Genomic DNA, 26897 nt, shown 5'->3' on the forward strand with positions numbered 1-26897 from the left:
GCTATCAGCGTGACAAATGGAAAGGCCCCGAGCGGGGTCGCCCGGGGCCTTCCGGTTTTTCCGGCGATTATTTCTTTCCAGCTTTGAAGGTCGACTTTATCGGTGCGCCGATGCCTTCGAGAATACCCTTCACATCAGCAGCATGTGGTCCGTCCGGAGCCAGTTCAAGGTATTCCTGATAGGCTTCGACGCAACCCGGTGGCGCTACAATCTTCTGGGTTTTCGGATCGACTGTTGCCTGTGGAATGAGCGCCTGTCCCTTGATGTAATAAGCATCCGCCTTCTTCGGATCGGCTGCGATTGCCTTGTCGGCAGCAGCACCCGCCTCGGTCAGTTTGCCTGAGTTGTAGAGGGTTGCGGCCTCGTTGAAGAAGTACATTCCGGCCTTTTCCGGTTGGGCCTTGGCAGCCTGCTCGTAGGCGTCGGAGGAGGCCTTGGCGTCACCCAGACGGGCCTCCGCCTGTCCCAACTGGTTGTAAGCTACGCCGGCGGTTTCGGGGTTTGGTTTCTTGGAAGCGGCATTCAGATCCGCGGCTTTTTTATAGGAGGCAGCGGCATCGGTGTACTTCTGGAGGATGGCCGGATCCGTCGGTGAGGTGCCAGCTGCTTTAGCTGCCTTTGCTGCGGTCTCTCCGCTCCCAAGTTGAGCATCACCAAGGGTGACCCACAGAATTCCCTCGTCGGGCTTGGTTTCGGTGGCCTGCTTCATGGCGGTGATTGCGGAGTCGTAGTTGCCAGCCTTGTTGTCGGCGCGGGCCTGAGTCAGAAGGGCGTTGAGGTTCTGAATCTTCGCGTTGCCGGCGACGACCTCGGCGTTCTTCTTCTTGTACTCTTCGAGCGCCTTCCGGTCTTCGGGGCTCATCTTACTGATGTACTCCGCGCGCGACATGTCGAAATCGAGGAGCTTGTCTTCGTCTTTCGCAATCGGAACACTCTCGTTGAAGTCCAAGCTCTTATCGTCCTGGAAGACGAAGACTACATAGGTCCCAGCCACGATCCCGGTTCCTTTGTAGTTGCCATCTTGATCGATGGGAAACTTGTAGGGGTACTTTCGGTCCTTCGCGTCAGACGAACGATCCGTTGTGAGCCTGACTTCGCCCTTTGTAATTGGCAGGCCGGCGGGATTGAGAATGTGGCCATGAATGCTTGCGGTTCCCGCGGGCGGGGCTGCTTGTGCTTTCAAGCGTGTGGGCTGCGCGATTGCCAGGATTACCAGCAGAGCGGCTGCCAGGGTGCTTATCTTCCATCCGATACGTTTCATGCTCTTATCTTCTCCTGGCCCATTGATGGGGGGCGTAAGTCTTCGTTGCAAAACAGTTCTTGCTTCCTCAAATTTGATGCAAAATGCAGCGGTCACGCGACCGCATACGATATGGGATCGACCGCTCCGGCGTCACGAAATGCCCGCAGTCGCAGAACGCAGCTCTCGCAAACGCCGCAGGCCTCGGTCTCGCCGGAATAGCATGACCAACTTACATGGAAGGGTGCACCGAGTTCAACTCCCAACCGGACGATCTCGCTCTTGCGCATCTGGATCAGCGGAGTGACGACCTGGATCTGTCCGTCTTTGGTGCCCATCCTGATTAGCTGATTGAACGCTTCATAATACGCTGGCCGACAGTCGGGATACCCCGAACTGTCCTGTTCGACGGCCCCGATAAAGACCTTCTTGGCACCCAGAACCTCGGCCCAGCTTACCGCGGCTGAGAGGAAATGCGCATTTCGGAATGGAACATAAGTGATTGGGACTTCGTTTCCGATGGTCGCTTCCTCCCCCGCCGCCGGTACGGCAATCGAGGCATCGGTCAGCGCCGACCCTCCGATTCGGCGAAACAGGTCGATCTTGAGATGCAGCAGCTCTTTCACTCCGACGATGCGGGCGACCTCCTGTGCGGAGTGCAGTTCCCTCGATTCCGTTCTCTGGCCGTAGCTGAAGTGGAGGGCGAAGACGTCGTAGTCTCGGGCCGTGAGCGCGGCGCAGACGCTGGAGTCCATTCCGCCTGACAGGCAGAGGACGGCTCGTGGGCGGCCTTGCTCATCCTTCGTCATCGCCTGCCTCCAACTCGCGCTGTTCGGATGGGGTCAGTTCATCTCCGGTCAACTCGCCGACGGACTCGCCGAGAATCTCCCGTGCGGTCTCTTCGTCCTGCTTGTGCACCAGCAGCCTTGCTCGAAAGGCCAACGCCAGCAGGCTATTGGCGTTCTCGCCCTGCAGGAAACACTCGATTCCCGCCGACTCGAGCATTCCTTTCGCCATCTGGGCATTCACGGGCTCGAGAAACTTGCCTACGGTTACGAACTTGTCTGGATCTTTGTCTGGATCTAATGCTGCGTCGTGTTTTGAATCTGCCATCAAAAGCCGTCTTTCTTCTTATTTTGTATCGTACGACTGCAGGTGGAAGGTGATCGTCCCCCAGAACAGCCGTGCCTGAATCTGCACGGGCATGTGACGTGCGTCGTCGGTATACCAAACCCAGATATGGCCGCGGTTTTTTACGATTCCCTCATCCGCGGTTGGCTCTACTTTTAGCGTCTCGAAGGTTCCGGCTGGGGTCTTGATCTCTTCTTTGGATTCAACCTTCATTGCCACGGTCACGGTGCGCATCGAGTCCGCCAAGGGGAACCGGATACTTTGGCCGACCGCCATTGGCTGCGACGCTGCATAAAAGATTGCCGAGAGGGAGTCGGTCACGCAGGCTGGAATCGAAGCCACTTGCTCCTTCGAGGTTCCCTTGACCAGATTTTTCTCGATCTGTTTTTGCTTGCCCTGGGAGTAATCGAAGCTCAGCTCGCTGGAGACCTTTCTGCGCCCTTCCTGTAATTGTTTGCTGAATCCGGTGGAGCAACCGGTCTTGGTGTCGAACCCGGCCTGGAACTTGTCTACGACGGGGAAGAGCATGGTCACGGCGCCGGTTGAGTCTGCGGTGGCTGTAATCTTTTGCACTGTCCCTTGCTGTTCGAGTTGAAATACTGCTGTGCCCGCCGTAAAGACACGCCAGTCAACAGTAAAAGTCAGGGTTTGTTTTTCGGGAAAGGGAAAGCCTGGCTGCGGAGGCTGTAGGGTTGGAATGACTACCGGCGCTGGTTTGGCGCCTAACCCCAGAAGCTGCGCACTCGCCGTCAGCGAACCTATGGAACACGACATCAGGAAGAAAGATGCAAGGAAAGACCGTTCCGGCTTCAGCAAAGGGCAGCACTCTCACGAGTTGAAGTTTGTGGGCCATTCAGCCCCAGCCTCCGCGCCTTCAGCGCAGACCCCCCGCCACCCCGTGGTGATGGAGAAAAAGCCGGACCGCCAGCGCTAGATAGATTGCGCCAGCACCCATTAGAGCATTGTACTCGCGGTGGTGCTGCCACTGTTGCCAGGAGAATCTGCCTCCGCTGGCATTCTGGTTCGCCGGAAATGTCGCCGGGGTCAGTCGCGGCAGCAGACGGGGCACCTTGGTGGAATAGTCGTCGAAGCCTGCAAAGTGCTCTCGCAGATAGGCTTCCTCGCTATAAATTGTGGGGATGTAGATGGCCGCAAAAAGTGCGGTCAGCGCAATAAGAATCGCCCAACTGCCTGCTGCTGCTGCGAATCCGAAGGCGATTAGCATCGAGCCCAGGTAGAGCGGATTTCGCGTGTAGGCGTAGGGGCCTGTGAATGTCAGCTCAGCGTTTTTGCGCACATAGCCAGCCGCGTAGGCTCGCAGCCATACGCCGGGTACTACCAACAGGAGGCTGAGCAGCATGGTTTTCCCGGTCGGTCGTGCCAGCCACAGAAATACGGCGGCGAAGGCGAATCCGAGCGGTACGCGGATCCGCCGGGCTATCTTTTGCCATGTTGTTCGTTCGCTCACAGCTTTACCTTATCTTGTCCGCTGCGGAGCAGCTCCAGCGCTGCTTCTACAACCTCGTCCGTTGATATCTGCATGAGCCCCGGCTCCGTCTCTGCGTGCCGCGAGTGGTCTGTTCGGCTGGACTCGTGTCGCAACACTCGCGCCTTTGAACTGTCGGTCATGTAAGGGCCGTTGCGAGAGGGATCGGTGGGGCCGTATAAACCGACTGTGGGATGGTCCAGGGTGGCTGCGAGGTGCAGTGGTCCGGTGTCCCCGGCGATCACCACTCCGGCGCGGCGCACGAGCGCAATCATCTGCTCGACGGAGCAGGGAACGGAAGTGGCAAAACCATCGCTGGCGTCAACGACTGCATCTGCAAATCGATGGCCGGGAGCTTCGTTTACGAGTGAGTGAAATCCGGCTCGGCCCAGAGCTGCAGCGACGGCGGCGTATCTCTCCGCGGGCCATTGCTTGGCCCCCCAGCCGGCTGTAGGGGCGAGGAAGACGAATCCGTCTCTGATCGATGAGGTCTGGGCTAGAAGTCTGTCGCACCATAACTCGGCCTTCGGGTTTACCGGCAGCGTTACTGCTGCTGGTCTCAGAGTTTCTCCCACTGCGGCGCCTAGCAGCTCGCACGCCTGCTCCACTACGTGGGTGGAGGTGGTTGCTATCGGATGTCGATAGAGCCAGCGCGCAGGAGTCTCACGTGGACTCGCTGGCCCGGCAAAGATCGGTGTGGCGGCCATTCGCCCCACGAGTGCGGACTTTATCGACCCCTGCATGTCGACGCAGACGTCATACCGGGCTGCACGGAGTTCACGACGCGTCGTATTGATCTCGGCCAGAGTGGAGGGAGCAAAAGGGCGGTTGCTCCAAGCTTTGGCAGGCACGGGGTGCCATCGATCGATCAATGGCTTGCTGCCGCTTCGGTCGGCTTTGTGGGAGATCCGGTTGAAGTCCGTTGAAGCCTGCAGCAGTCCGCTCCAGGCGGGTTCGATCGCCCAACCGATAAACCACTCGGGATGCTTCTCGCGCAATGCAGCAACCGCGGGCATCGCGTGGAGCACATCTCCCATCGCGCCAATCCTTACAATCAAGACGCTTCGCGAAGAATCTGACGTGTGGGTTGCGACACTGCGCGACGGTGAGGGCGTGAGTTCAGTGGCCAAGCCTTCATTTTCTCATGCAGGACCCAATCCCTAGCGGCCCTGGCGTCGGCGGCGATCGAGCCGGCCCACGAGCGCTACCAACTGCTCCAGCGCTTGCTTCTCATCCAGCAGTTCGACGCAGAGACGCGCCACGACAATGGGGCCTACCGTTTCCAGCCGGTCTCGGAGGGTGGGTGTCAGCTTCACGGCATCCTTTTCGGTGGTCACAAATCCATTCGCTTCGACCGCGCGCGCCTGCTGCATCAAACGCGCAATATCGTCTTCGTCGTAGGCATGGTGATCTTCGAAGGCCACTGTCTGCATGGCCTCATAACCCTGCGCCGCCAGCATCCGGGTAAAGTTTTCAGGTCTCGCAATTCCGCAAAAAGCAAACGGCATCGTTGGCAGCGTTACTTCGCCGCCCTCCCCCAGGCTCAACCTCCGGCGAATGATCCAGATCGAAGGCCTGCCCTTGGAGTGGCTTAATCCATCGACTACGCTTCTGAGTGTGTCCGCCTCGTCCTCTCGGAGAACCACAACATCGGCCTGCGCTATCGCCTCGAGCGGTTCTCTCAGGTTCCCGGCTGGCAGTAGCGTGTCCTCAACATCCTCCTGCGTCAGCAAGACGATATCGATGTCGCGAGCCAGCCGTCTGTGCTGAAATCCGTCATCCAGCAGATGAACTACCAACTTTTCCGAAGGCTCACCCTGCTCCGCCATCATGCCGGCCTGATAGCGGTCTGCTCCCACGTACACCGGGACGCCAGAACGCTGAGCCAGCAAGACGGGCTCATCACCATGCCAACGGGCGTCGTCGAACGGTTCGACCCTTGCAATCATCTCCGAGCTGCGTTTATACCCTCGCGTGAGGATTCGTACCGCGTAGCCGCGATGGCGCAGAATGCCAGCCAGCATCAACACAACAGGTGTTTTGCCCGCGCCACCCGCCGAGACGCTACCGATGCTGATCACAGTGCTCTCCAGATGGTTGCGCTTCAACCAGCCCCAAGCAAACAGCTGCTTTTTGAGCGCAAGCGCAGCTCCGTACAGGGGAGACATCGGAAGCAGCCATGGTCGCCGCACACTCATCGCGTGGTCCTCACCCTCTCCTCCAACAGTGAGACGACGGCCTGTGCCGTCCGCGCTGCTGCTCCTGCTTGAGCTTCAAATACTGCTCGTCCGCGTTCTCCGAGTGCCCGTGAGGCTGCCTCGTCCTGCAACATCGCGATCAGCGTCTCTGCAAGCTTTTCGTTTGCGACGATGCGAATCGCTTCTGCCTCTTGCATGGTCTTTACGATCTCACGAAAGTTCTCGAAGGAAGGCCCCATCAGCACCGGCACTCCAAACTGCGCTGGTTCCAGCGGGTTGTGTCCACCCTTTGGAACCAGGCTGCCCCCGATGAAGGCCACGGACGCCAATCCGTACACCGATGCAAGATCTCCTATCGTGTCCAGCAGAAGGATCGTTCCGCCGACAACGGGATTGGGATTCTGCGTGAGTTGGCTGCACTGGAGGAATGGAGTTCCGCTTCTTCGAATCAGCTGCAAAACTTCCTCAAAGCGGTCCTTGTGCCGCGGAGCTATCAGGAGCGACGCATCCGGAATAGCTTGCCGGATCGCAGGCCACGTAGCGAGGAGGGTCTCTTCTTCGCCGGCAAGGGTGCTCCCGGCGACAACCAGTCTTGTGCCGGAGAGTATCGACGCGATTCGCTTTGTCATCTCGTTGTCGGTCCTTGCCTGCACGTCATACTTCAGATTCCCGGTCACCCGCACACGTGTCTCGGAAGCGCCGATTTTTATCAGCCTGTCCGCGGTTTCGGTACTCTGCGCAAGAAACAGAGCAATCATCTCCAGGAACGGTCGCCAAAGTCGCCGCAGCCGCATGTATCGCGGAAACGACCGATCCGAGATCCGCGCATTCACCACTACAATCGGCATTCCATCCCTGGTGCACTCCGCGATCAGCCGCGGCCAAAGCTCGCTCTCCATGAGCACCAGCATCTTCGGCTGCAGTACGCGCAGATACTTCCTTACGGAAAATTTGAAGTCCAACGGCAGATAAAACACCGGTGAATCCGGTAGCCTCTCCTTTGCAAGCCTCTGTCCCGTCTCCGTGGTGGTCGAAACCGCCACCAGCCAACCCGGCAGCCTCTGCTTCAGTTCGCGTATCAACTGCGTAGCGGCCATCACCTCACCGACGCTTACCGCGTGTACCCAAACCACACTGCGTCCGGCTGCGCTCGCGTGCAACCCCTTCGACACCAACCCTAGTCGTTGCCGCAGCCCCGCCCTGTATCGCCCGCTGGTTGCCATTCGCACTAACCAGTACGGAGCGACTACCACCAGTACGGCCAGCAATAACGAGCTATAGATCACCATCATCACTGTCGCCGAGCCCTCGCTTTACGTTGTACGCCAGCGGAGATGATAATCAACCTTGGCTATGAAGTCCCACCGGTTCCCCACAACTCCGATCCTACTAGTAGTCATTTTCTGCCTCTTCGCGGCGAATGCCAGGGCCGCCGACAAGAAAGCGCCTCCGGTAAAACCGGCCGACCAGTACGCGGCCTTCGAGGTGCACCCGAACGAAAAGGTCACCGTCGCGGCCGAACCTTGCGACGACCCCAAAGACTGCGATTTCTTTCGTCTTCCCTACCTTCAGCACGGCTTCGTTGCGATCCGCGTAATCTTCACTAACGACAGCGACGCCGCGATTTCTCTCGACGATGCTCGTATCCAGTTCATCTCCATCAATAACGACAAGATTCCTGCGGCTACGGACGATGATCTTCAGCGCCGACTCTTCTCTACCAAAGGTGCAGCGGGCCGGAAGATTCCGCTACCGCTTCCCTTGCCTCCCGTGACCGTCCACGACAAGCCTGTCGATAAACAGATCATCAAGGACGACAAAGACTTCGGATTCAACGGGACGACAGTCAATCCCCACAGCACTCTCGCTGGCTATCTCTTCTACGACGTACGTCAGCTATCGGACCGACCCCTGAAGGGCGCTGAACTCTACGTCAAGATGGTTCACACCGTGGACGGCAAGAAACAGCTCTTCGACTTCAATATTCCTTTTGACAAATGGCTCGCGGCTCAACCTGGAGCGAAGTCCTCTGACAACGCGCCTAAACTATGAGCACAGGAATAATTCAGCGATGACCGATCCCCTCCCGAACCGCAACGACGAGCTCAATCTACGCGCTACTACGTCTGCCGACGTTTCGCAGATTCTCGAGTTCATCCGCGAACTCGCCACTTATGAGCGTGAACCAGATGCCGTTCTCGCCACGGAAGCCGATCTGCTTCGCGATGGTTTCGGACCCAATAAACGCTTTGATTGCGTTATCGCCGAGTTGACCAACGCAGACAGGACCATTGCCGCGGGCTTCGCTCTCTACTTCTACAACTACTCCACCTGGCGAGGCCACGCAGGTATCTATCTCGAAGACCTCTACGTCAGTCCCGAGCATCGCGGGAAGGGAATTGGGAAAGCTCTACTCACCCGCGTCGCCGCAATTGCTGTGTCCGAAGGGTGTCCTCGGTTCGAGTGGAGCGTGTTGGATTGGAACACTCCATCCATCGACTTTTATAAGCAGTTGGGAGCCGTCATGAAGTCCGAGTGGAAGGGTATGCAGGTTTCCGGCGAAGCTCTCGCTGCTCTTGCCACACAGTCCAAATAGGCTTGGTGAAGACTGTGAGCAATTGGCAAGCGTAGCTCTTTGCGACAAAAGACTTCTGCAACTTCCTCTATGCTGGAAGGAGCATGAAAAGAATAAAAATCATCGGCGGCGGGCTGGCCGGTCCTGAAGCAGCGCTCCAGGCAGCAAAGCGCGGCTGCGAGGTCGATCTTTACGAGATGCGCCCGACGCGTTCCACCGAAGCCCATCAGACCTCTGACTTCGCCGAACTAGTCTGCTCCAACTCACTGAAGTCTGAGTCTGAAAACACCGCTCCCTGGTTGCTAAAGCAGGAGATGCGCCGGGCAGGCAGCATCCTGCTCGCCGAAGCGGATGCTACGGCTGTCCCTGCTGGCCATGCCCTTGCGGTTGACCGCGTCGAATTCTCCAAGCGCGTCGCCCAACGAATCGAGTCAGAGCCTCGTATTCGTGTTCATCGTGAAGAAGTGACCACCCTTAACGAGGGAGACCCTGGCACTCTGACAATCCTCGCGTCAGGTCCGCTCACCAGCGCGGCGCTTGCTGCCGAACTCCAGCGCATCACTGGGTCTGACCATCTAGCTTTCTACGACTCCATCTCCCCTATCGTTGACGCGTCGTCCATTGATATGTCGAAGGTTTACTTCGCAGCGCGCTATGACAAAGGGACCGCCGACTACATCAACTGCCCCTTCACCAAAGAAGAGTACGACCGGTTTATGGAGGCTTTGACTACCGCAGAGGCTGTGGAATCGAAGGACTGGGAGAGGTTTCCTGTTACCGGTACGGCTGAGAAGCTTCAGTATTTCGAAGGCTGTCTGCCGATTGAAGAGACGGCCCGACGTGGTCGCGATACGCTCCGTTTCGGTCCGATGAAGCCGGTGGGGCTCACCGATCCCAAGACAGGCCGTTGGCCCTACGCTGTGGTGCAGCTCCGCCAGGAAAACCTCCGCGCCGACTCCTACAATCTTGTGGGCTTCCAGAATCACCTCAAGTACGGCGAACAGAATCGCATCCTCAGACTCATCCCTGGACTGGAGAACGCAACGTTCCTACGCTACGGCCAGATCCACCGCAACACATACATCCACGCGCCGTCTTTGCTCAGCGAAACTCTCCAACTCAAGGCTCAACCATGCATCTTGATCGCTGGCCAGCTCAGCGGCGTTGAGGGGTATACAGAGTCGATTGCCTCGGGTATGCTGGCGGGGATTTACGCCGCATCCATCGCGAACGGAAACACACCTGCAATTGCGCCGCGCTTGAGTGCGAACGGGTCTCTGACCCACTACATCACCCACGCTGATACGAAGAAGTTCCAACCGGCCAATATTACTTTCGACCTTCTACCACCTCTGGAAGAAGATCTTCGCAAAAAAATCCGCGACAAAAAAGAACGTCACAAACTGCAGTGCGACCGTGCACTCGCCGCCTGGACGGAGTGGCTCGCACCCACGAATTAGTGAAGGGGACTGACAATTCGATTTTGAAATTGGGAGAGCTGAGATACCCTCATCGCATCAACCTATGCGAATACTCTCAGCCGCCGAAGCTATCACGCCCGCTATCGAACGCACAAAGTCAATGTTCCGGCCCTTCTCTCTTCGAAGCTTCGTCAAGCTTGGGTTGGTCGCGCTTCTGGCGGAGATGGGCGCACAGTTTATCTTCCCTCCGACCGGCCACTTCGCTTCGCATTCGAACTCTCGGTCTGGAGCGGTCTCGTGGAGTATTAATCAGCATGCTGTGGTTGCGCTGGCAGTTGTCAGCGTTTTATTCCTTCTAATCGGCGTCTGCATGCTCTATTTCGGTTCCAGAATGCAGTTTGTTCTTATGGATCTCGTTGCTTGTCGCACCACTGTGGTCGGTCCGTCGTGGCGTCGGCATGGTCCGAAGACCTGGCCTTGGATTGGTCTCAAAGTTGCGACCTTTTTGTTGGCATTTCTGGTTATCGGCGCGGTCGCGGCTTGGCCGCTATTGCACCTCATCCGGTCGATGCCGGCCAAGACAGGCCAGCCGCCGAGCGCTATCTTCTTTGGAAACTTCCTTTTGTTATTCGCGATGGTCGCAGGCATGGTCGTAGTGCTGATGCTCTGCCTCTGGTTTCTGCGAGACATGGTCCTGCCATTTTTGGTCTTCGAAGACGCGACTATGCGACAGGGCTTCACCAGCGCGGTAGATCTGATTCGACGCGAACCGGGCGGCGTTTTACTCTACTTCCTGATGAAATTTGTGTTAACTCTGGTCGCAGCCATTGCTGCTGAGCTGTGCATCGTCGCCACTGCGTTTATCGTAGGCATCCCTGTCGGTCTTATCGGCGGAGGTCTATGGATCCTGCTCCGCCACGCGGGACTCTTCGGCGCAGTCTTTCTCTACACCAGCCTTGGGCTACTCGGCTTGATCTTCTTGGTGTGTCTGATGCTCACGATCGTTTGTATCGTGGGGGCGATATTGGTCTTCTATCAGGCCTATGCGCTTTATTTTGTAGGTGGACGTCTCGCCGCGCTAGGCGATCTGCTGGAGCCACCGCCTCCTCCGTTCCCGGAAGCGGTTCCCCAGCAGTTCTGTCCAATCTAGCTCTCGCCACGCTTATCCTATTTTTTTCTTGTTTCGAGCTTTGATCTTGAACCAGATCGGGCTTCCGATAAACCCGAAGTTCTCCCGGATCTGGTTGCCCAGAAAACGCTCGAAGGAGAAGTGCATCTTCACATCTTTGTCAGTGAAGAGTACGAACGTCGGCGGAGCAACGGCAGCCTGCGTCATGTAGTAGATCCGGACGCGCTTGTTCATCGGTACGCTTGCCTTCTGAAAGTCGACCTTCTCCAGAAACCGGTTCATCTGTCCGGTGGTCACGCGCTTCCGTCTCTCTCGCGCAACCAGCTCTACCTTCTTAAACACGGATTCTATGTTTTTTCCATCGGCTGCAGAGATAAACAGTAGCGGCGCATAGTCAAGGTACTTCAACTTATCCCGAACGTCTTGCTCGTAGAGCTTTTGATCGGCCGGCGGCTTGCCATCGAACAGGCGCATGCCGTCCTTGCCGGTGCGAGTCATTAGGTCCCACTTGTTGACGACGATAATTACACTGCGTCCACTCTCGTGGGCATAGCCTCCGATATTCGCGTCAAGTGCGGCAACGCCCTCCGCCGCATCGATGATCAGCAAGGAAACGTCTGCCGCCTCCAGATGTTTTCGCGCCATGATGACTGATAGCTTTTCGGCCATCAGCTTCGTCTTCCCCTTCCGCCTGATTCCTGCGGTATCGACAAATCGGAATGCGTGGCCGCCGCGCTCTACCACCTCGTCGACTGCATCGCGAGTGGTTCCTGCAATCGGGGAGACGATAGCTCGCTGCGTTCCTGTGAGCGCATTCAGAAGCGTACTCTTGCCGACGTTTGGCCGCCCGATGATCGCGATCTTCGTTTCGCGGCTCTCATACTCACCATGTGATCGAAGCATTCGCGGGCGTTTCGGTGTAGCGACCTCTGAGGGCTCTGTCGAGAGGGTTGCTGCGGGAGAGACGGAAAAGTCCGGGCCCGTTTCATCTTCTTCAGCTTCGTCGTTTTCGGTGAGCATCACCTCAGGCTCTTCGATGATCTCTGCCGGCTCCGGGAGTATCTCGAATACTGCATCCAGCAGATCACCCATCCCCGAGCCGTGTTCCGCGGAGATGGGGAGCACATTCCTGAATCCGAGCCGGCGGAAATTCTCCGCTTGCGATTGCATTGCGTCGGTATCCATCTTGTTTACGGCGAGAAACACCGGCTTTCCGCCGCGTAACAGCAATCGCGCCAGTTCGAGATCAGGCGAGGCCAGCTCAGTGCGGCCATCCACGACCATCACGATCGCATCGGCCTCTTCCAATCCAACCTTCGCTTGGAGGAAGATCTCTGCTGGAATCAGAGCCTCGTCGTCGGGTACCACGCCCCCGGTGTCCACGATTCTCGCCGCACGGTTCATCCACTCGATTTCGCCGTAGATGCGGTCGCGTGTGATTCCGGGCTCATCGCCTACGATCGATCGGCGTGAACCGGTTAGCCGGTTGAAGAGGGTGCTCTTACCCACATTGGGCCGACCGCAGATTGCGATCAACGGTAGTTCGCGCGCATCCGCACTCTCGGTCTCGGTGACCATCTGAGAAGCCAGCAGCTCAATGTCCCGCCAGTCGTCCTCAATTCGTTCGCGGCCTGCGACGTTCTCCGAACGCGGCGTCTGCCGTCCGACAATCCCATCTGCCGGTCTCTCGGCCTTTGGACGAACTGCTCCCGCGGGCTTTTTAGGGGTGGCTCCGTCGGGACGGATCGCCTTCCGCTTCTCCCGTTCGGGGGACTGCTTTGTGACTCGCGAAGCTCGGTCGACGGCAGCGCGCTTGGTTGAAAGGATCTTCCGCTTCCGCGGATCTACCCCCCCGGTTGTCGGGGTGGATTTCGGGGCTCGGCCTTTTTTGGGCCGCGTACTGGCCTGCCTGTGTTTTTTGCCTAACCGCTTTCTATCGTCTTTCTGAGCCACGGAACATCCAACTTTCTCCCGCGCACGCGTCAGGCGGCCAGGCTTATTACGCTAATTCTTCGCTTCCCCCTCTATTATAGAAATTGCAAAGCCTCTGTGCCGCCGATCCTTAAGCAAATCGCCTTGTCTACGACCGCTCCCATCTCGATTACGCCCGCGAAACCGGAGAATCTGCCGAATCTCCGTGATTTCTTTGCTCCTGGCGGCATTCTCTCTCGATCTTCGCTGGCTTTTGAGCATCGTCAAGGGCAGTACGACATGGCACGAGCCATTGAGGCGGCTTTCAAAGAGAAGCGTCACCTTATAGTTGAAGCTGGGACGGGGACCGGCAAGACCCTGGCGTACCTTCTGCCTGCCCTTCGTGTTGCTCGTGAGCGAAACCAGCGCGTCATCATCTCCACCGGCACTAAGAATTTGCAGGAGCAGCTTTATTTCAAGGATGTTCCTTTCCTTGAATCTCTCCTGGGCCCGCTCAAGGTTTGTTACATGAAGGGCCGCGCCAACTACCTTTGCCGGCACAAGCTCTATGCGCTCCGCGACAACCCTCTTCTCAATGGCCTCGAAGAGATCGATCAGTTCCATCAGATTGCTAAGTGGGAGAAGACATCTGAGACCGGAGATCGCGCTGAGCTCGATCATCTTCCGGAGTCTTCCGCTTTATGGCACAAGCTCGACGCCCGGACCGAGGTGTGCCTGGGCCAGACTTGCCCGGACTGGGAGCGCTGCTTTGTCACCGCGATGCGACGCAAGGCTCTCGAGTCGGACATTGTCATCGTGAACCATCATCTTTTCTTCGCGGACTTGAACATCAAGCAACAAGCGGCAGGCACGCCTGACGCAGGCATCCTGCCCGAGGCTGCGTGTGTGATCTTCGACGAGGCTCACGAGTTGGAAGAGGTTGCCTCCAACTACTTCGGTATCGGCCTCTCCACTCAACGCGTCGACGAGCTTACGCGCGATGTCGACATGCTGTTGAAGGCGAAACAGGCCAGCACGTCAGCGATCGAGAGTGCCTGCGCTACTCTCAAAGACCGCTCTCGTCTGTTTTTCTCTGTTCTTCCGACGGATCCCATGGGAATGCCGAATGGCGGAGGACGCATGCCCTTCGTTCATCGCGAAGCCTTCCTTGAGGAGAGCGGCGATACCTACATTGCTACCCTCAATGCTCTTACTCGACTTGAAAGCGAACTCGATTATCTGAAAAACGTCGAAGAGGCATCTGGGCTTCGCAAACGTGCCGCCGACATTCGCGCCCATCTGGTTTTTTTGCTTGAATCGACGGATCGCAACACGGTGTTCTGGATTGAGCGGCGCGCCGCAGGTGGAGTCCGGAACCTTGCGCGCGGAACTGGGAATGCGAGCTTTCACACGCATCTGCAGGCGACTCCTATCGACGTCTCCGAACTACTGACGACCTCGCTCTTCGATAACTATAGTTCTGTGATTCTTACCTCTGCGACCCTCACCGTCTCCGGAGGCTTCGACCACATCCGCAAACGCCTTGGCCTGACTACTGCTCGAGAACTGATCGTTCCATCGCACTTTAATTACGAAAAGCAGGCGCTGCTATACCTTCCACCCAATATGCCTGATCCGCGAGAACCGGATTTTCCGGAGCGCGCGGCTGAGCGCATCCGTCGCGTGCTAGAGATCACCAAGGGTCGCGCCTTCTGCCTGTTCACGAGCTACACGCAGATGCGCAACACATACGAGCGATTGCTAGCGGAACTCCCCTACCCACTACTGTTGCACGGCACCGCGCCGCGCCACGTTTTGTTGCAACAGTTCCGCGATACGCCTAATGCCGTCCTGTTTGGTACCTCGAGCTTCTGGCAGGGGGTAGACGTCCAGGGTGAGCAATTATCCTGCGTTATCATCGACCGTCTTCCCTTCGCCGTGCCCTCCGATCCGATCGTTGAAGCCCGTATGGAGGCCATCGAAGCACTTGGGGGGAAGCCTTTCTTCGACTATCAGATTCCCAACGCCGTCATCACGCTCAAGCAAGGCTTCGGTCGCCTCATCCGCTCGCTTAACGACCGTGGAGTCTTGATGCTGCTCGACCCCCGCATTCAGCGACAACGCTACGGCCGAATCTTTCTGGAGTCCCTGCCCCCCTACCGCCTCACGCAGGAGATTAGCGACGTCGAGAACTTCTTCAAAGAGCTTGCGTGACATCACAAAGATCGTTTCGCGTTGAACAACTAAGCGACGACCGATCCCATCTGACCTTCTGACTGCGTATGAACGAACGGCTTTGATGCCACGCAATCGCGCGGCCTGCCTTCAAATTCTGGTCACCGCAGAAAAGGACTCTCCCATGAAAGCTTTACGGTTCATCCTCTTGGCCTCGGCCGCGCTCGCCTGTACTTTTTTCACAACTACCCTCCCCACGTCGCGGGCTATCGCGCAATCGTCAGATCAGACGACCCCGCCCGATAACTCCAAACAAAATAAAGCCCAGCAACCGACGGCTGACACCCAGGCGCACGGCGGCACGTCGGATAGGCAGACAACTGCTCAGATTCGTAAGGCGATCATCGCCGACAAGTCTCTCTCAACCTATGCCCACAACGTCAAAATCATCACTGTCAACGGCACTGTAACTCTCAAGGGCCCAGTTTCATCCGACGACGAAAAGCAAAAAGTAGCATCCGTTGCGGCAAGCGTGGTTTCTGCTGACAAGGTAACAAACGATCTCACCGTCAAGTAGTAGCCCACCGTCAAAGAATTAAATCAAGACGATCAACCGAGTAGATCCATCATCCACCAGTGCTGCATCCAGCAGCAAAGGAGTAATCATGTCCAGCAAAAACACCGCAGTCTTCGGTATCTACGCGACTCCCAAGACCGCCGAATCCGCCGTAGACCACATACTCGCCAAGGGTTTTCAGAATTCGGCGATCTCCGTTCTCCTTCCCGACGACGAAAGCACACGCGCCTTCGCCCACGAGAAGCACACCAAGGCTCCTGAAGGCACAGCCACCGGCGTCACCGCTGGAGGCGTCATCGGCGGATCCCTTGGTCTCCTTGCTGGTATCGGAGCTCTCGCCATCCCCGGCGTCGGCCCGCTGATCGCCGCTGGCCCCATCATGGCATCGCTCGCCGGTCTCGGCATTGGCGGAGCGGTAGGTGGACTAGTCGGAGCCCTCGTCGGTATGGGCATCCCTGAATACGAAGCCAAGCGTTACGAAGGCGCCGTCAAAGGCGGAGGAACACTCCTCTCCATCCACTGCGACACCTCTGACCAGATCGACACTGCCAAAGCTGCACTCAAGGAGACCGGCGCAACCGACATCTCCTCCACTGGCGAAGCAGGATCGAAGGACACAACCGGCGGCCGCGGCACCTTCGGCAATCTATCTGACAGTGAGCCGATTGCCGCGCGCAAAATCGACAATGATCCGATAGACCGAGAGCGCGACCTTGTAGCCGGCGACCGAACCGTCACAAAGTACTAACTTCTTCTTGATGGATTGCTAACGGAAGAGCCTGTGTCTACTCGATGCAGGCTCTCTTTTTTCTGCGATCGCGGAGTGCCTTGCTTGACGCGCTTGAGGCTTCCGTAGACGATAGTGCGGTGAAGCCATCTACCCTCATCGCAATTCTTGCATTAGCCTACCTCGCGCCGTGCGTCCCGCTCCGGTCACAAGCCATCGCCCCTGCGCAGATTGCCCTCATCAACGGCTATCAGCCAATCTGGTGGAAGGAGGCCGTCGTCTATCAGGTCTACCCTCGCTCCTTCAAAGACTCTAACGGCGACGGCATCGGGGACATCCCCGGCATCACCTCCAAGCTCGACTATCTCCAGAAGCTCGGCGTCAACGTCATCTGGCTTAGTCCCCACTACGACTCCCCCAACGCCGACAACGGCTACGACATTCGCGACTACCGCAAAGTTATGGCGGAGTTCGGCACAATGGCCGATTTTGACGCCATGCTTGCCGGGATCAAGCAGCGGCACATGCGCCTTATCATCGACCTCGTAGTCAATCACACCTCCGACGAGCATCACTGGTTCGTCGAAAGCCGAAAATCAAAAGAGAATCCGTACCGCGACTACTACTTCTGGCGCGACGGCAAACCCGGTCCCGCGGGCCCTGACGGCAAACCCACCACGCTGCCGCCTAATAACGATCCGTCGTTCTTCTCCGGTTCGGCATGGCAGTTCGACCCCGCTACCAGTCAGTACTACCTTCACTACTTCGCCGTAAAGCAGCCCGATCTTAACTGGGACAACCCGAAGGTTAGGGAAGAGGTCTACAGCCTCATGCGCTTCTGGCTCGACAAAGGCGTCGACGGCTTCCGCATGGACGTCATTCCCCTCATATCGAAGAATCCGGCTTTCCCCGATCTGACGCCTGACCAACTTCACAACTACGGCAATGCCTACGCCAACGGCCCCCACATGCATGATTACCTGCAGGAGATGAACCGCAACGTCATGGCGAAGTACGACGTCATGACCGTGGGCGAGGCTCTCGGCATCTCTCTCGAACAAACCCCGCTCATCGTCGGCGACAACCGCCGCGAGCTCAACATGATCTTCAACTTTGACGCGATCCGCTCCAACCGCGACGGCATCAAGCTCAAACCCTTCGACCTCGCCACCATCAAATCTATCTACACCCGCCACTCAGAAGTGCTTGGCAAGCACGACTGGGACACCGTGTTCCTCTCAAACCACGACAACCCGCGCCTTGTCTCCACGTTCGGCGACGACTCGCCTGAGTTCCGCATCCCCTCTGCCAAGCTTCTCGCCACGATGCTCCTCACTCTCCGTGGCACGCCCTTCCTCTACCAGGGCGACGAACTCGGCATGACCAATTACCCTTTCAAAAACATCGCTGACTTCGACGACATCGAAGTAAAGAACGCGTATAAGGCCCAGGTCCTCACCGGCAAGATCCCTGAGGAAACCTTCATCGCCAACCTCCGCCATACCAGCCGCGACAACTCGCGAACCCCCATGCAGTGGGACACCTCCGCTAACGGCGGCTTCACCACCGCACCCAAGCCCTGGCTAGCCGAAAACCCCAACTACGCAGAGATCAACGCCGCCTCTGAAGTCGCCGATCCCAATTCGATCTACAACTACACCAGCAAGCTCATCGCACTTCGCCGGGCCCACCAGGTTTTTGTCTACGGCGACTACAAGGACCTCGACCCAGAGAACAAATCGATCTTCATCTACACTCGCGCGCTGGGCGCAGAGCGTTACCTCGTCGCCCTCAACTTCAGCTCAGGCCCTGTCGCCTACACCCTTCCGGCCAGCGTCAAAGTTAATTCGCTCATTATGTCGAACCTCGACACCACTGGCCTCGTCACCGGCACTCTCAACCTGGCCGGCTGGGAGGCCCGCATCTACAAGTTGAGGTAGGGCCGGAGTCGTGCGGGTGCTTCTCGCCGTAAAATAAGACCATCCGTATGGGCCGCAACCTCTACATCCTCGCCAGCAGCCTCATTCTCTTCGCACTCATATCCTGCGGTGTCGCCTACACGAACATTGCCCAACAGCCCGGCTCGCCCGGAGACGCCGCTCTGTGGCGCACTATGGGCTTGGGTCTCTTCGTCGTTGGCCTCCTCGTGGCCCTCGCAGGCATTCTGTCTTCACTCTTTGAGCAGGCAGAGCGCCGCAACGAAGAGGCACGCAGAGCAAAGCGCCGACGAGCCCTTTAGCCCGCAAAACGGTACAATCAAAGCAGGCTGCTGCCGCGTCCGCGAGCCCACCCATATCCAACCCAGACGCGGCCCGATCTTTTTCGAAGTATCGAACGATCGAACTACCGAAGGGACTTCCAGACTCATGTTCGAAGTAACTGTAGAAGCCGGCTTCTCCTCCGGCCACTACCTCCGCAACTATCGCGGCAAGTGCGAAAACCCGCACGGGCACAACTACAAGGTCTTCGTGACCCTCATCGGCGAAGAACTCGACGAAGCCGGCATGCTCCTCGACTTCAAACTACTCAAGCAGGTCATGCGCCCAACCGTTGACTACCTTGATCACTTCATGATCAACGACCTGCCACCGTTCGACAAAGAGATGAATCCCAGCGCCGAAAACCTCGCCAAATACTTCTACGATCAGACCAGTGCCCAACTCCACGAGATGACGAACGGTCGCGTCCGTGTCAAAGACTGCACCCTCTACGAGACCGACACCAGCTTCGCCCGTTACTACAAGTAGGGCCGCAGCCGGCCGGCTGTGCTCTGTACAGGGTCATGGCAGAGGGTTTCTTGTTCAGAACACAGTCGTTTTGACCGAAGTGGCGAACGGTTCCGTCCTGACGTCCTCTTCGTTAGCGAGATAAAAATGCATCTAATCGAGCTCTACAAATCTGTCCAGGGTGAGTCCTCCTTCGCCGGCCTCCCCTGCATCTTCGTCCGCCTTGCGGGTTGCAATCTGCGCTGTGCCTGGTGTGACTCTGAGTACACCTTTACCGGTGGTAAGGCACATACTGCCGATGAGATTGTCGCGCAAATTGAGGCCCTCGCCCCGTGCCGTCTCATCGAATTCACAGGCGGCGAGCCCATGCTTCAGGCCAAGGAATTGGTGCCACTCATGGAGCGGCTGCTGGCACAGAACTACACGTTGATGATGGAAACGAGCGGCGAGCGTCCTTTGGCGGACGTTCCCAAACTCGTTCACAAGATAGTCGACGTCAAGTGCCCGGGTGCAGGGAGTGCAGCCAACAGCTTCCGCATGGAAAACCTCGAAGCCCTCACTAAGAATGATGAGGTCAAGTTCGTTATCTCGCATCGCGAAGACTATGATTTCGCGCGCGAGTTCATCTTTTCCCATGCGCTCCACGAGAAGGCTGGTCAAATCCTGCTGAGTCCAGCCTTCCACAAAGCTCCTAGCCTGCTCCGAACAACCGATAACGCCATCCTGGACCCTCGCTTGCTCGTTGAGTGGATGATGGCCGATGGAATCGACGCCCGTTTGTCACTCCAGATTCACAAGTTCATCTGGGAGCCGATCAAGAAGGGTGTCTAGCTCGAATTAGTTGATCAGGCCCAGCGAGAAGACGGACGCCACCATCGTAATCAATACGACCGCCTCGTATCCGCGCCCCTTTTTTTCGTGCGTTTTGGGTTTCATTTCGACGATCCGGCCACTCCTGCTTCGTTCGCGTTCTGGTTGCTTTCGCATCGCCCTTCTACAACACTCGACTAAAGGAATCCAAGCGGCCATCACAGCAAAGAATGCGATGGTCACTACAACTGCAGCAGTATCTTCAGACATGTCAGTCTCCTTTCTATACTTTGCGCATATAGTGCAGGCGTCTGCTCACGCGTTACAAAGTTTTCGAGCGCTGCTGCGCTACCATTGCCTATGCGCCTCTTTTTCATGCTTCTCGTGTTGGCTGTGTCGAGCGTGGCTGCAAGTGCCTGTTGTCCGGCCCCCGTCGCCACAATCTCCAGCGCCGACCGGCACCTGACCGATCTCACCGGTGCTCCGGAGAAGGTCTCCAAGGCCATCGAGATCAAAGTCGTGGTCATCAACATGTTTGAAGTAGGTGCCGACACCGGCGATGCGCCTGGTGAGTATCAGTACTGGGTTGAGCGAGAACACCTCGATACGGTTATCCCCTTTTCCGCGGGCTACCACGACCTCCGTCTCAATGAAAAGAATGGGATTCTCGGCGTGCTTACTGGCGTCGGCACCGCCCGCACTGCCGCCACTATTATGGCGCTGGGCCTCGATCCCCGATTCGACCTTACGCATGCCTACTTTCTCGTTGCCGGCATCGGCGGCATCGACCCCAGCATGGGTTCGCTCGGCTCTGCAGTCTGGTCCGATTACATCGTCGACGGAGACCTTGCACATGAGATCGATGCACGCGAAATTCCGAAAGACTGGTCGACGGGATACGTGCCACTGGGTAAGTCCACGCCGTATGAGCAGCCCCGAGCCGCCAGGTTTGGAGACGACGGCAACATCTATCGCCTCAACACCTCTCTGGTTGACTGGGCGTTCGCACTTACCAAGGACACGCCGCTTCCCGATACACCGGCGATAGCCGCTCGTCGCCAGCAATACGCCGAAGAAGCGGCTCATCGTCCGCCCTTCGTTCTGCGGGGTGATAATCTCTCCGCTTCAACGTTCTGGCACGGCAAGCTCCTCAACCAGTGGGCGCGTGACTGGGTGAAGTATCAGACTGACGGCCATGGTACCTACGCGATCTGTGGCATGGAGGATACCGGCACCATGCAGTCCCTGACATGGCTTGCTCACGCGCATAGGCTCGATATCAACCGCGTCCTTGTACTTCGAACGGCGTCCAATTTCGATCAACAGCGTCCTGGAATCACGGCCGCCGAAAGCCTCGGCGAAACCAAGGTGCGACAGTACAGCGCGTACCTTCCGGCGCTCGATGCTGCTTATCGCGTCGGCCACCTTGTCGTGGATGATCTGATTGCCAACTGGCCCCAGGCCCGTGATCACATCCCATCGGCGCTGCCCGGTAAAATAGGCTCTGGAGCCCACCCTGAAGATCCTCATTCTCTCCCCACACCGCGATGACGCTGCGTTCTCTCTCTCGCTGGCGATGACTCACTGGCTTATCGCGCGCCACACGGTCACGCTCCTCAACGTCTTCACACGCAGCCGCTACGCTCCGTACTCGGATGCTGCCTTCGTCCACGAAAACGACGAGCTCTCCTATGTCTCGGCCATGCGCCTGCGTGAAGACGAGCTCTTCCTTCGGCGGATGAAAGAGTCCTTGCCGAAGGGTCTCAAGAACAATCTGCAGATGCTTGACCTCAACCTCAAAGACGCGCCGATCCGGCTTCGTGTTCCCCTCGATCAACTATGTGATATGCCTGTAAATCCAAGCGACCCGTCGATTGAAAAAATCCGCAAGGCTCTTACTCGTCAATCCGAGCTAGACGCGATGGAGGCTGTTGTTGTTCCGGCCGCTCTGGGCAATCAAATTGACCACCTCACCGTCCGCGAAGCTGCCATGCCCTTCGTAGGGTCGCTTCCCGCCGCCTTCTACGAAGACCTTCCGTACGCCGCTACTCACCCCAGTGCTGCCGCAGACCTTGACTCGCTCCGCGATGCGACGACTTTGCTTGACGAACCGCTCCGTTCCATCCTCTGCCGGACCGACGAATCCGCCGCCGGAGCTATCACTCGTAAGCGCAAGCTGGTTCTCAACTACGCCTCGCAGATCGACGAGGAAGCTGGCAACGTCATCGCCAACTTCGCCACTCGATACGACTCCGCCGAACGCCTCTGGGCTAATGCTCAATGGATAGCCGCTTTTACTCCTTGAAGCGATTGTGCGCTGCAGTGCTGCCAAGGTTATGCATTGCGGATTCTGTAACCTTCGGACTACATGTTGCGACAACGCCTAACCCAGCATCTTCCTCACTGCGCGACGGACGGTCTCGGTGACCATTCCGTAGACAACGTGGGTGGCCAGCTCACTGGTGCGTTCGCGGGTTGTCTGCTCTTCTGGCTCTGGCGAAATACCCAGCGCTGGAAGGGTTGTCCCATGGGTCAGGGAAGATAGTGCCATTCCGAATCCAGCACCATCCTTCGCCGTGGCTTGCGGATAGTACTCTGCCAGCGCTCCATAAGCAGCGCCAGCCGCAGCTCCGAACCCCCAGTGAAGTGTCTCCGTCGCGATGACCCTTTGGGTTCCGATAAGCTCGTGCCCGACGAGCTTCTCCGCCAGCACTGTGAATGGTTCTGGCTCTCCGTGAGTGCGCGGCGGATAGATCTTTTCCGCAAGCGTCTTTGCTGCTGTTGCCACCAAGCCACCAATCAACCCTGCCAGCAGGCCCTTCGCCAGCGACTTTGTAACTGTCTTCTCTTGCGACCGATCCATTTGTTCAACCTCTTCTCAATTTATCTAACTTACGATGCGGCAGAGCGTGCTTAGGGTGGTTGCACGAAGGGCCGTTTTACCGATGCCAGGTTCGGTGGACGAATTGTCGTGTCAACGAAAAGGCGCTGCACGAATGCAGCGCCTTGATTGTTGTGGCGGGTGACGATCTATTTGGATTCGACTTTGTCGTGCCAGGAGTGGGCCTGCTTGAGGGCGTTGTTGACGTTGGTGATGTTTTCTACGCCGGTGGTGTTGAGCCAGTCTTCGAAGGCTTTCGGGCCTTGCTTGGCGTAGATGGGGATGCCGTCCTTCCATGTGGCGCGGCCGCAGAGAACTCCGTTGAAGGTGGTTCCTGATTCGACCGCCAGTTCGAGGGTCTCGATGAAGACGGGGTTGGAGACGCCGGCTGAGAGGTAGATGAAGGGCTTGTGGGTCATGGTGGCGGCGTCGCGGAAGTGCTGGAGGGCTTCCTTGCGGGTGTACGCCTTCTCGCCCTTGAAGGACCTGGTGCCTTCAACGAAGGCCATCTCGACGGGGACTTCGACCTTGAGGACGTCTACGTTGTAGTGGGCTTTACCGAATTCCGCCATTGAGCCGGAGACGATCTCGGGCTTCTTCTTGGCGTAGGCTACGGACTTTTCATCGCCTCCTTCGGCGTCGTAGCCGACGAATTCGAGGAAGAAGGGGATGTCGTTGGCGACGCACTCAGCTCCGATGCGCTCGATCCAGGCGTGCTTGAGATCGTTGACGCTGCTCTTCTCGTAGGGGGTGTAATAGAGGAGGATCTTGATGCAATCGGCTCCGGCTTCCTTCAAGCGGCGGACGCTCCAGAGGTCGAGGAGGTCGGGCAGGCGGCCGGGGGTGGTGGCGTCGTATCCGGTCTTCTCGTAGGCGAGGAGGAGGCCCTTGCCGTTGCGGTGCTTGGAGGCGGGGAGGCCGAACTCAGGGTCGAGGAGGATGGCGGAGGCGTACCTGGTGAGGACCGAGGTGACGAGGGTTTTGAACTCCTCGAGGTCGTGGGCGTCGGCTGCTGCTCCGCGCTCTTTGGCGAGGGACTTCTGGAGGGATCCGCGCTGATCCATGGCGGCGGCGGCGATCACGCCACGATGGTCGGAGACGGCCTTGAGGCCGGCTAACTTTCCTGGTGTCAACTTGATCATGGGGTGCTTGTCTCCTGAGACGGTTCGAGTGATGGAAGGACTACGAAGGGTCATTTTACACAGCGGAGGATACGTTCGGTGTGAAGCGGAGGGCGAGGCTATGATGCGCCCGATCTTTGCAGATTTGAGGCGGTGTCCGTCGATTCGCTCAGGGATGGGATGCCGCTTCTGTGGGTTTGGCGTCATCCTGGATTTGGGCAGAGAGGCCGGGTGGGAAGACATGCCATTAATCCACGCTGGTCTCTACATCTCCCTTTCACCGAGCCAGTCAGGTAGACCTTGGGTGGCGGCGGGCCGAGTCTGGGGTACCCCCTGGGGGTATCTCTCCGTAAGCGGCTTAGATACAGTCAGATAGAAAAACAGGTGTCGCTAAATTCCTCAAAAGAAATGGGTTGCGGGCAAATTCTTCTTCTCAAAGGACTTACGGCCATCTGCTGCTGAATTCGGTTATGCACGAAACTTATTTGTTGATTTGTTGATCTGACTCTATTTTATAGGATTGGGAGGAACTCATACGCCACGCGTAAGTGGTTTTATAAGAGTGATTTGAGCGAATTGGGGACTTGACAGGTTTTTAGGGCTGTCTGGATTGGCACGGAATGGTCCATTTGGGGAGGCGAATTCGATAGTGGGCCAGTTTGAACTCCGGGGCAACCAAAGTTGCCTATAACAACGTTTTCAGGGATGCGGAACCTAAGCACCCTCAAGTGATGAACGCAGATCTCAAGATCGTTGATTCTCGGAGGCCCGAGTGGTCACGAAAATCCCGCGCTTAGGCAGGTATCTTCTGAGTGCAGCGGTCGCTATCTTGGCTTCTACGATTATTTATCAAGGGTTGCGTATGTTCCCAGAGTCAACATTCCAGTTGGCGAGTGAGTCGAGGCTGCCTAAATGGATCACGCTTCCGCCGGGACTTACACGCTCCGACGTTTCGATCAAGATGAGCTATTTCACATGGCCCAGCGCGGGATTTGTATTGCAAGATGCGAAAGGGCAAACACTGGAAAAGGCAGATGGTAGGGTGAAATGCTCAGATTTTAGAATGAAAAATCCTCCACCAGAATCCCCTCCGGGGTATCCACGCTATACAGAGATCGTTGTGAAGGGGACGAGTGAGTTGATCGAACGTCGAAAGATGGAGCCGGTGTTTTATGTAACGGATGATCCTGCTGTTTGGAAAGAGTATCGGACAGTTGGGTGTGGTTCCTAAGTCTGAAAGTGTGGTCCTCCCGCAAAGTCAGGTCTTCGGAAACTTCAGTCGTTCCCTCCAAACTGACCCGCTACCGAATTTCCCGGCGAAAGTTCTCGCCGGTGCGAAGGAGGAGCGGGTTCCTCCACTTCACTGCGCTTCGGTCGGAATGACAGATTTGTGCTGTTGCTATGAACTCCCACTTGCTTGAAGGGTGCCGGTGGGAGTTCTGTTTTAGTGAGCGGTGGCGGTGTGTGAGGGGTGTCTGGGGTCCTGATCGATGTCTTTGCGGCGGGAGGCGACGAAGCCGAAGATCGCGATGTAGATGTAGCAGACGGCGGGGATGATGAAGGCGTGCTGGACTCCTACACGGTCGGCGAGGTGGCCTTCTGCGAGGGGAAGGAGTGCACCGCCTACGATGGCCTGGACGAGGAGGCTTGAGCCCTTGCTGGTGAGCTCACCTAGTCCGGCGAGACCGAGGCTGAAGATGCTGGGGAACATGATGGAGTTGAAGAAGCCGATGGCGAGGACGCTGTAGAGGGCTACGGGGCCTCCAGTGGCCATGGTGGTGAGGACGAGGCAGAAGGCGATGAAGGCTGCGGCTGCGAGGGCTTTGCCGGTGCTGATGTAACGGAGGACGTAGGAGCCGATGAAACGGCCGATCATCGCTCCGCCCCAGTAGAAGGAGACGTAGTGGGCGGCGGTGCGCTCCGGGAAGTTCATGATGTGAGGCAGGCCGAGATAGTTGATGAGGAAGCTGCCGATGGAGACCTCGGCGCCTACGTAGACGAAGATGCCGAGAGTTGCCATCAGAAGATAGGGTTGATGCCAGATGCTTCCTGCGGCCCGGCCGACTAGTTCACCGGGGCGGAAGTCGCGGGTGAAGTCGGTGGTGGGGAGTTTGATGAGGCCGATGGCGACGGCGAGGACGAGAAGGGTGAGAGCGATGCCGAGATAGGGCAGGCGAACCGAGGATGCTTGCTGCTCACGATAGGTTTGGAGGGCTGCGGTGGAGAAGGACTGGAGCTTTTCGGGCGAGGCCTGGATGGCGCCGAGGATGAGCGCTCCGCCGAAGAAGGGAGCGATGGTGGTGCCGAAGGAGTTGAAAGCCTGGGCGAGGTTGAGGCGGCTGGCCGCGGTGGCTTGCGGGCCAAGGTTGGTGACGTAGGGATTGGCCGATACCTGGAGGCAGGTGATTCCGGCGGCGAGGATGACGAGTGCGGAGAGGAAGAGGGGAAAGGAGGCGGTGCTGGCGGCGGGAAGAAAGAGCAGCGCGCCGGCGGCCATGACGATGAGGCCGATGACCATGGCTTGTTTGTAACCGCGCCAGTCGACAAGTTTGCCGGAGGGCAGGGCGAAGATGAAGTAGGACGAGAAGAAGGCGAACTGGACGAGCAGGGCCTGGCCGTAGTTGAGGCTGAAGATGCCTTTGAGATGCGGGATAAGGATGTCGTTGAGACAGGTGAGGAAGCCCCACATGAAGAAGAGCACGGTGGCGATGCTCATGGCGCGAACGTCAGTGGCCTGGGGGTCGCGGGTGGAGGCGTTCTGCTGGGTCGTGGTTATGTTCAAGGGTTTT

27 protein-coding genes are annotated in these 26897 nt (G+C 57.6%); 14 read left to right on the top strand and 13 right to left on the bottom strand.

The annotated features are described in order from the left end of the window. Window positions 1-67 precede the first annotated feature (67 nt). The 8 genes from HDF12_RS06140 to HDF12_RS06175 form a co-directional block, all read right to left on the bottom strand. On the bottom strand, window positions 68-1261 hold the full coding sequence (locus tag HDF12_RS06140) for a tetratricopeptide repeat protein (protein ID WP_179581688.1): 1194 nt from the start codon (window positions 1259-1261) through the stop codon (window positions 68-70). Window positions 1262-1353: 92 nt separating this feature from the next. Beyond that, entirely contained in the window at window positions 1354-2049 is a 696-nt protein-coding gene (gene queC, locus HDF12_RS06145) for a 7-cyano-7-deazaguanine synthase QueC (protein WP_179581689.1), read from the bottom strand. Continuing rightward, window positions 2036-2353, bottom strand: a complete 318-nt coding sequence (locus HDF12_RS06150) for a putative signal transducing protein (protein WP_179581690.1) — start codon at window positions 2351-2353, stop codon at window positions 2036-2038. The genes queC and HDF12_RS06150 overlap by 14 nt, the downstream gene beginning before the upstream one ends. An 18-nt stretch (window positions 2354-2371) precedes the next feature. Beyond that, window positions 2372-3145 (bottom strand): DUF3108 domain-containing protein, encoded by a 774-nt coding sequence (locus HDF12_RS06155; protein WP_179581691.1) that lies wholly within the window; start codon window positions 3143-3145, stop codon window positions 2372-2374. A gap of 100 nt (window positions 3146-3245) precedes the next feature. Then, a complete protein-coding gene (locus HDF12_RS06160) occupies window positions 3246-3839 on the bottom strand; it encodes a methyltransferase (RefSeq protein WP_179581692.1) in 594 nt (197 codons plus the stop codon). Then, a complete protein-coding gene (locus HDF12_RS06165) occupies window positions 3836-4894 on the bottom strand; it encodes a glycosyltransferase family 9 protein (protein WP_179581693.1) in 1059 nt (352 codons plus the stop codon). The genes HDF12_RS06160 and HDF12_RS06165 overlap by 4 nt, the downstream gene beginning before the upstream one ends. Window positions 4895-5017: 123 nt before the next feature. After that, window positions 5018-6055 (bottom strand): tetraacyldisaccharide 4'-kinase, encoded by a 1038-nt coding sequence (gene lpxK, locus HDF12_RS06170; RefSeq protein ID WP_179581694.1) that lies wholly within the window; start codon window positions 6053-6055, stop codon window positions 5018-5020. Next, window positions 6052-7347, bottom strand: a complete 1296-nt coding sequence (locus HDF12_RS06175; RefSeq protein WP_306457997.1) for a 3-deoxy-D-manno-octulosonic acid transferase — start codon at window positions 7345-7347, stop codon at window positions 6052-6054. Before HDF12_RS06175 ends, lpxK begins: the two co-directional genes overlap by 4 nt. A gap of 61 nt (window positions 7348-7408) precedes the next feature. Between HDF12_RS06175 and HDF12_RS06180 the strand changes: the two genes are divergently transcribed. From HDF12_RS06180 to HDF12_RS06195, 4 genes are all read left to right on the top strand, one after another. Then, entirely contained in the window at window positions 7409-8107 is a 699-nt protein-coding gene (locus HDF12_RS06180) for a hypothetical protein (protein WP_179581695.1), read from the top strand. Window positions 8108-8126: 19 nt separating this feature from the next. Continuing rightward, entirely contained in the window at window positions 8127-8651 is a 525-nt protein-coding gene (locus tag HDF12_RS06185; protein WP_179581696.1) for a GNAT family N-acetyltransferase, read from the top strand. 83 nt (window positions 8652-8734) lie between these two features. Then, a complete protein-coding gene (gene trmFO / locus HDF12_RS06190; RefSeq protein WP_179581697.1) occupies window positions 8735-10090 on the top strand; it encodes a methylenetetrahydrofolate--tRNA-(uracil(54)-C(5))-methyltransferase (FADH(2)-oxidizing) TrmFO in 1356 nt (451 codons plus the stop codon). Window positions 10091-10154: 64 nt separating this feature from the next. Continuing rightward, window positions 10155-11201: a DUF7544 domain-containing protein gene (locus tag HDF12_RS06195; RefSeq protein ID WP_179581698.1), complete on the top strand. Its 1047-nt coding sequence runs from the start codon at window positions 10155-10157 to the stop codon at window positions 11199-11201. Window positions 11202-11213: 12 nt separating this feature from the next. Here the strand turns inward: HDF12_RS06195 and der are convergent, their stop codons facing one another. Then, on the bottom strand, window positions 11214-13133 hold the full coding sequence (gene der / locus HDF12_RS06200; protein ID WP_179581699.1) for a ribosome biogenesis GTPase Der: 1920 nt from the start codon (window positions 13131-13133) through the stop codon (window positions 11214-11216). A 123-nt stretch (window positions 13134-13256) separates the two neighbouring features. Between der and yoaA the strand changes: the two genes are divergently transcribed. The 7 genes from yoaA (at window position 13257) to HDF12_RS06235 (ending at window position 20127) form a co-directional block, all read left to right on the top strand. Continuing rightward, a complete protein-coding gene (yoaA, locus tag HDF12_RS06205) occupies window positions 13257-15305 on the top strand; it encodes a DNA repair helicase YoaA (RefSeq protein ID WP_179581700.1) in 2049 nt (682 codons plus the stop codon). A 145-nt stretch (window positions 15306-15450) separates the two neighbouring features. Continuing rightward, the gene (locus tag HDF12_RS06210; protein WP_179581701.1) at window positions 15451-15843 is read left to right on the top strand and encodes a BON domain-containing protein; all 393 of its coding nucleotides are present in this window, start codon (window positions 15451-15453) and stop codon (window positions 15841-15843) included. Window positions 15844-15931: 88 nt separating this feature from the next. After that, window positions 15932-16591 (top strand): DUF3341 domain-containing protein, encoded by a 660-nt coding sequence (locus HDF12_RS06215; RefSeq protein ID WP_179581702.1) that lies wholly within the window; start codon window positions 15932-15934, stop codon window positions 16589-16591. A 44-nt stretch (window positions 16592-16635) separates the two neighbouring features. Beyond that, window positions 16636-18510, top strand: coding sequence for an alpha,alpha-phosphotrehalase (locus HDF12_RS06220; protein WP_179581703.1), 1875 nt, complete (start codon window positions 16636-16638; stop codon window positions 18508-18510). A gap of 47 nt (window positions 18511-18557) precedes the next feature. Then, entirely contained in the window at window positions 18558-18809 is a 252-nt protein-coding gene (locus HDF12_RS06225; protein ID WP_179581704.1) for a hypothetical protein, read from the top strand. Window positions 18810-18936: 127 nt separating this feature from the next. Beyond that, window positions 18937-19317, top strand: coding sequence for a 6-carboxytetrahydropterin synthase QueD (gene queD, locus HDF12_RS06230; RefSeq protein WP_179581705.1), 381 nt, complete (start codon window positions 18937-18939; stop codon window positions 19315-19317). Window positions 19318-19443: 126 nt separating this feature from the next. Further along, window positions 19444-20127, top strand: a complete 684-nt coding sequence (locus tag HDF12_RS06235; RefSeq protein ID WP_179581706.1) for a 7-carboxy-7-deazaguanine synthase QueE — start codon at window positions 19444-19446, stop codon at window positions 20125-20127. Between the two features lie 6 nt (window positions 20128-20133). Here HDF12_RS06235 and HDF12_RS06240 read toward each other — a convergent pair whose 3' ends face one another. Next, a complete protein-coding gene (locus tag HDF12_RS06240) occupies window positions 20134-20376 on the bottom strand; it encodes a hypothetical protein (protein WP_179581707.1) in 243 nt (80 codons plus the stop codon). Between the two features lie 90 nt (window positions 20377-20466). On the opposite strand from HDF12_RS06240, the gene HDF12_RS06245 reads away from it, so the two are divergent. Together HDF12_RS06245 and HDF12_RS06250 are read left to right on the top strand one after the other, a co-directional pair. Next, complete coding sequence (locus HDF12_RS06245) at window positions 20467-21657, top strand: purine nucleoside permease (RefSeq protein WP_257025377.1); 1191 nt, start codon at window positions 20467-20469, stop codon at window positions 21655-21657. Window positions 21658-21682: 25 nt separating this feature from the next. Continuing rightward, window positions 21683-22411 carry a hypothetical protein gene (locus HDF12_RS06250; protein ID WP_179581709.1) on the top strand — a complete coding sequence of 243 codons (729 nt, stop codon included), beginning with the start codon at window positions 21683-21685 and terminating at the stop codon, window positions 22409-22411. A gap of 78 nt (window positions 22412-22489) precedes the next feature. Here the strand turns inward: HDF12_RS06250 and HDF12_RS06255 are convergent, their stop codons facing one another. Then, window positions 22490-22969: a DUF1440 domain-containing protein gene (locus tag HDF12_RS06255; RefSeq protein ID WP_179581710.1), complete on the bottom strand. Its 480-nt coding sequence runs from the start codon at window positions 22967-22969 to the stop codon at window positions 22490-22492. 167 nt (window positions 22970-23136) lie between these two features. After that, window positions 23137-24126 (bottom strand): tagatose 1,6-diphosphate aldolase, encoded by a 990-nt coding sequence (locus HDF12_RS06260; RefSeq protein WP_179583414.1) that lies wholly within the window; start codon window positions 24124-24126, stop codon window positions 23137-23139. A 754-nt stretch (window positions 24127-24880) separates the two neighbouring features. On the opposite strand from HDF12_RS06260, the gene HDF12_RS06265 reads away from it, so the two are divergent. After that, window positions 24881-25339, top strand: a complete 459-nt coding sequence (locus HDF12_RS06265) for a hypothetical protein (protein ID WP_179581711.1) — start codon at window positions 24881-24883, stop codon at window positions 25337-25339. 213 nt (window positions 25340-25552) lie between these two features. Here the strand turns inward: HDF12_RS06265 and HDF12_RS06270 are convergent, their stop codons facing one another. After that, entirely contained in the window at window positions 25553-26890 is a 1338-nt protein-coding gene (locus tag HDF12_RS06270) for a sugar MFS transporter (RefSeq protein ID WP_257025379.1), read from the bottom strand. Window positions 26891-26897: the final 7 nt, after the last annotated feature.

This window comes from Tunturiibacter gelidiferens (assembly GCF_013410115.1).
In the GTDB taxonomy this organism is placed as follows: domain Bacteria; phylum Acidobacteriota; class Terriglobia; order Terriglobales; family Acidobacteriaceae; genus Edaphobacter; species Edaphobacter gelidiferens.

Excerpts from the sequence above, each read along its gene's own strand:
- HDF12_RS06165 (WP_179581693.1), bottom strand. The coding sequence starts at position 4,894 with ATGGGAGATGTGCTCCACGCGATGCCCGCGGTTGCTGCATTGCGCGAG.
- HDF12_RS06180 (WP_179581695.1), top strand. The coding sequence starts at position 7,409 with ATGAAGTCCCACCGGTTCCCCACAACTCCGATCCTACTAGTAGTCATT.
- HDF12_RS06225 (WP_179581704.1), top strand. The coding sequence starts at position 18,558 with ATGGGCCGCAACCTCTACATCCTCGCCAGCAGCCTCATTCTCTTCGCA.
- queD (WP_179581705.1), top strand. The coding sequence starts at position 18,937 with ATGTTCGAAGTAACTGTAGAAGCCGGCTTCTCCTCCGGCCACTACCTC.
- HDF12_RS06150 (WP_179581690.1), bottom strand. The coding sequence starts at position 2,353 with ATGGCAGATTCAAAACACGACGCAGCATTAGATCCAGACAAAGATCCA.
- HDF12_RS06215 (WP_179581702.1), top strand. The coding sequence starts at position 15,932 with ATGTCCAGCAAAAACACCGCAGTCTTCGGTATCTACGCGACTCCCAAG.
- lpxK (WP_179581694.1), bottom strand. The coding sequence starts at position 6,055 with ATGAGTGTGCGGCGACCATGGCTGCTTCCGATGTCTCCCCTGTACGGA.
- HDF12_RS06235 (WP_179581706.1), top strand. The coding sequence starts at position 19,444 with ATGCATCTAATCGAGCTCTACAAATCTGTCCAGGGTGAGTCCTCCTTC.
- queC (WP_179581689.1), bottom strand. The coding sequence starts at position 2,049 with ATGACGAAGGATGAGCAAGGCCGCCCACGAGCCGTCCTCTGCCTGTCA.
- HDF12_RS06140 (WP_179581688.1), bottom strand. The coding sequence starts at position 1,261 with ATGAAACGTATCGGATGGAAGATAAGCACCCTGGCAGCCGCTCTGCTG.
- HDF12_RS06220 (WP_179581703.1), top strand. The coding sequence starts at position 16,636 with ATGCAGGCTCTCTTTTTTCTGCGATCGCGGAGTGCCTTGCTTGACGCG.
- trmFO (WP_179581697.1), top strand. The coding sequence starts at position 8,735 with ATGAAAAGAATAAAAATCATCGGCGGCGGGCTGGCCGGTCCTGAAGCA.
- HDF12_RS06155 (WP_179581691.1), bottom strand. The coding sequence starts at position 3,145 with ATGTCGTGTTCCATAGGTTCGCTGACGGCGAGTGCGCAGCTTCTGGGG.
- HDF12_RS06255 (WP_179581710.1), bottom strand. The coding sequence starts at position 22,969 with ATGGATCGGTCGCAAGAGAAGACAGTTACAAAGTCGCTGGCGAAGGGC.
- HDF12_RS06185 (WP_179581696.1), top strand. The coding sequence starts at position 8,127 with ATGACCGATCCCCTCCCGAACCGCAACGACGAGCTCAATCTACGCGCT.
- HDF12_RS06240 (WP_179581707.1), bottom strand. The coding sequence starts at position 20,376 with ATGTCTGAAGATACTGCTGCAGTTGTAGTGACCATCGCATTCTTTGCT.
- HDF12_RS06195 (WP_179581698.1), top strand. The coding sequence starts at position 10,155 with ATGCGAATACTCTCAGCCGCCGAAGCTATCACGCCCGCTATCGAACGC.
- HDF12_RS06250 (WP_179581709.1), top strand. The coding sequence starts at position 21,683 with ATGACTCACTGGCTTATCGCGCGCCACACGGTCACGCTCCTCAACGTC.
- HDF12_RS06175 (WP_306457997.1), bottom strand. The coding sequence starts at position 7,347 with ATGATGGTGATCTATAGCTCGTTATTGCTGGCCGTACTGGTGGTAGTC.
- HDF12_RS06210 (WP_179581701.1), top strand. The coding sequence starts at position 15,451 with ATGAAAGCTTTACGGTTCATCCTCTTGGCCTCGGCCGCGCTCGCCTGT.
- HDF12_RS06245 (WP_257025377.1), top strand. The coding sequence starts at position 20,467 with ATGCGCCTCTTTTTCATGCTTCTCGTGTTGGCTGTGTCGAGCGTGGCT.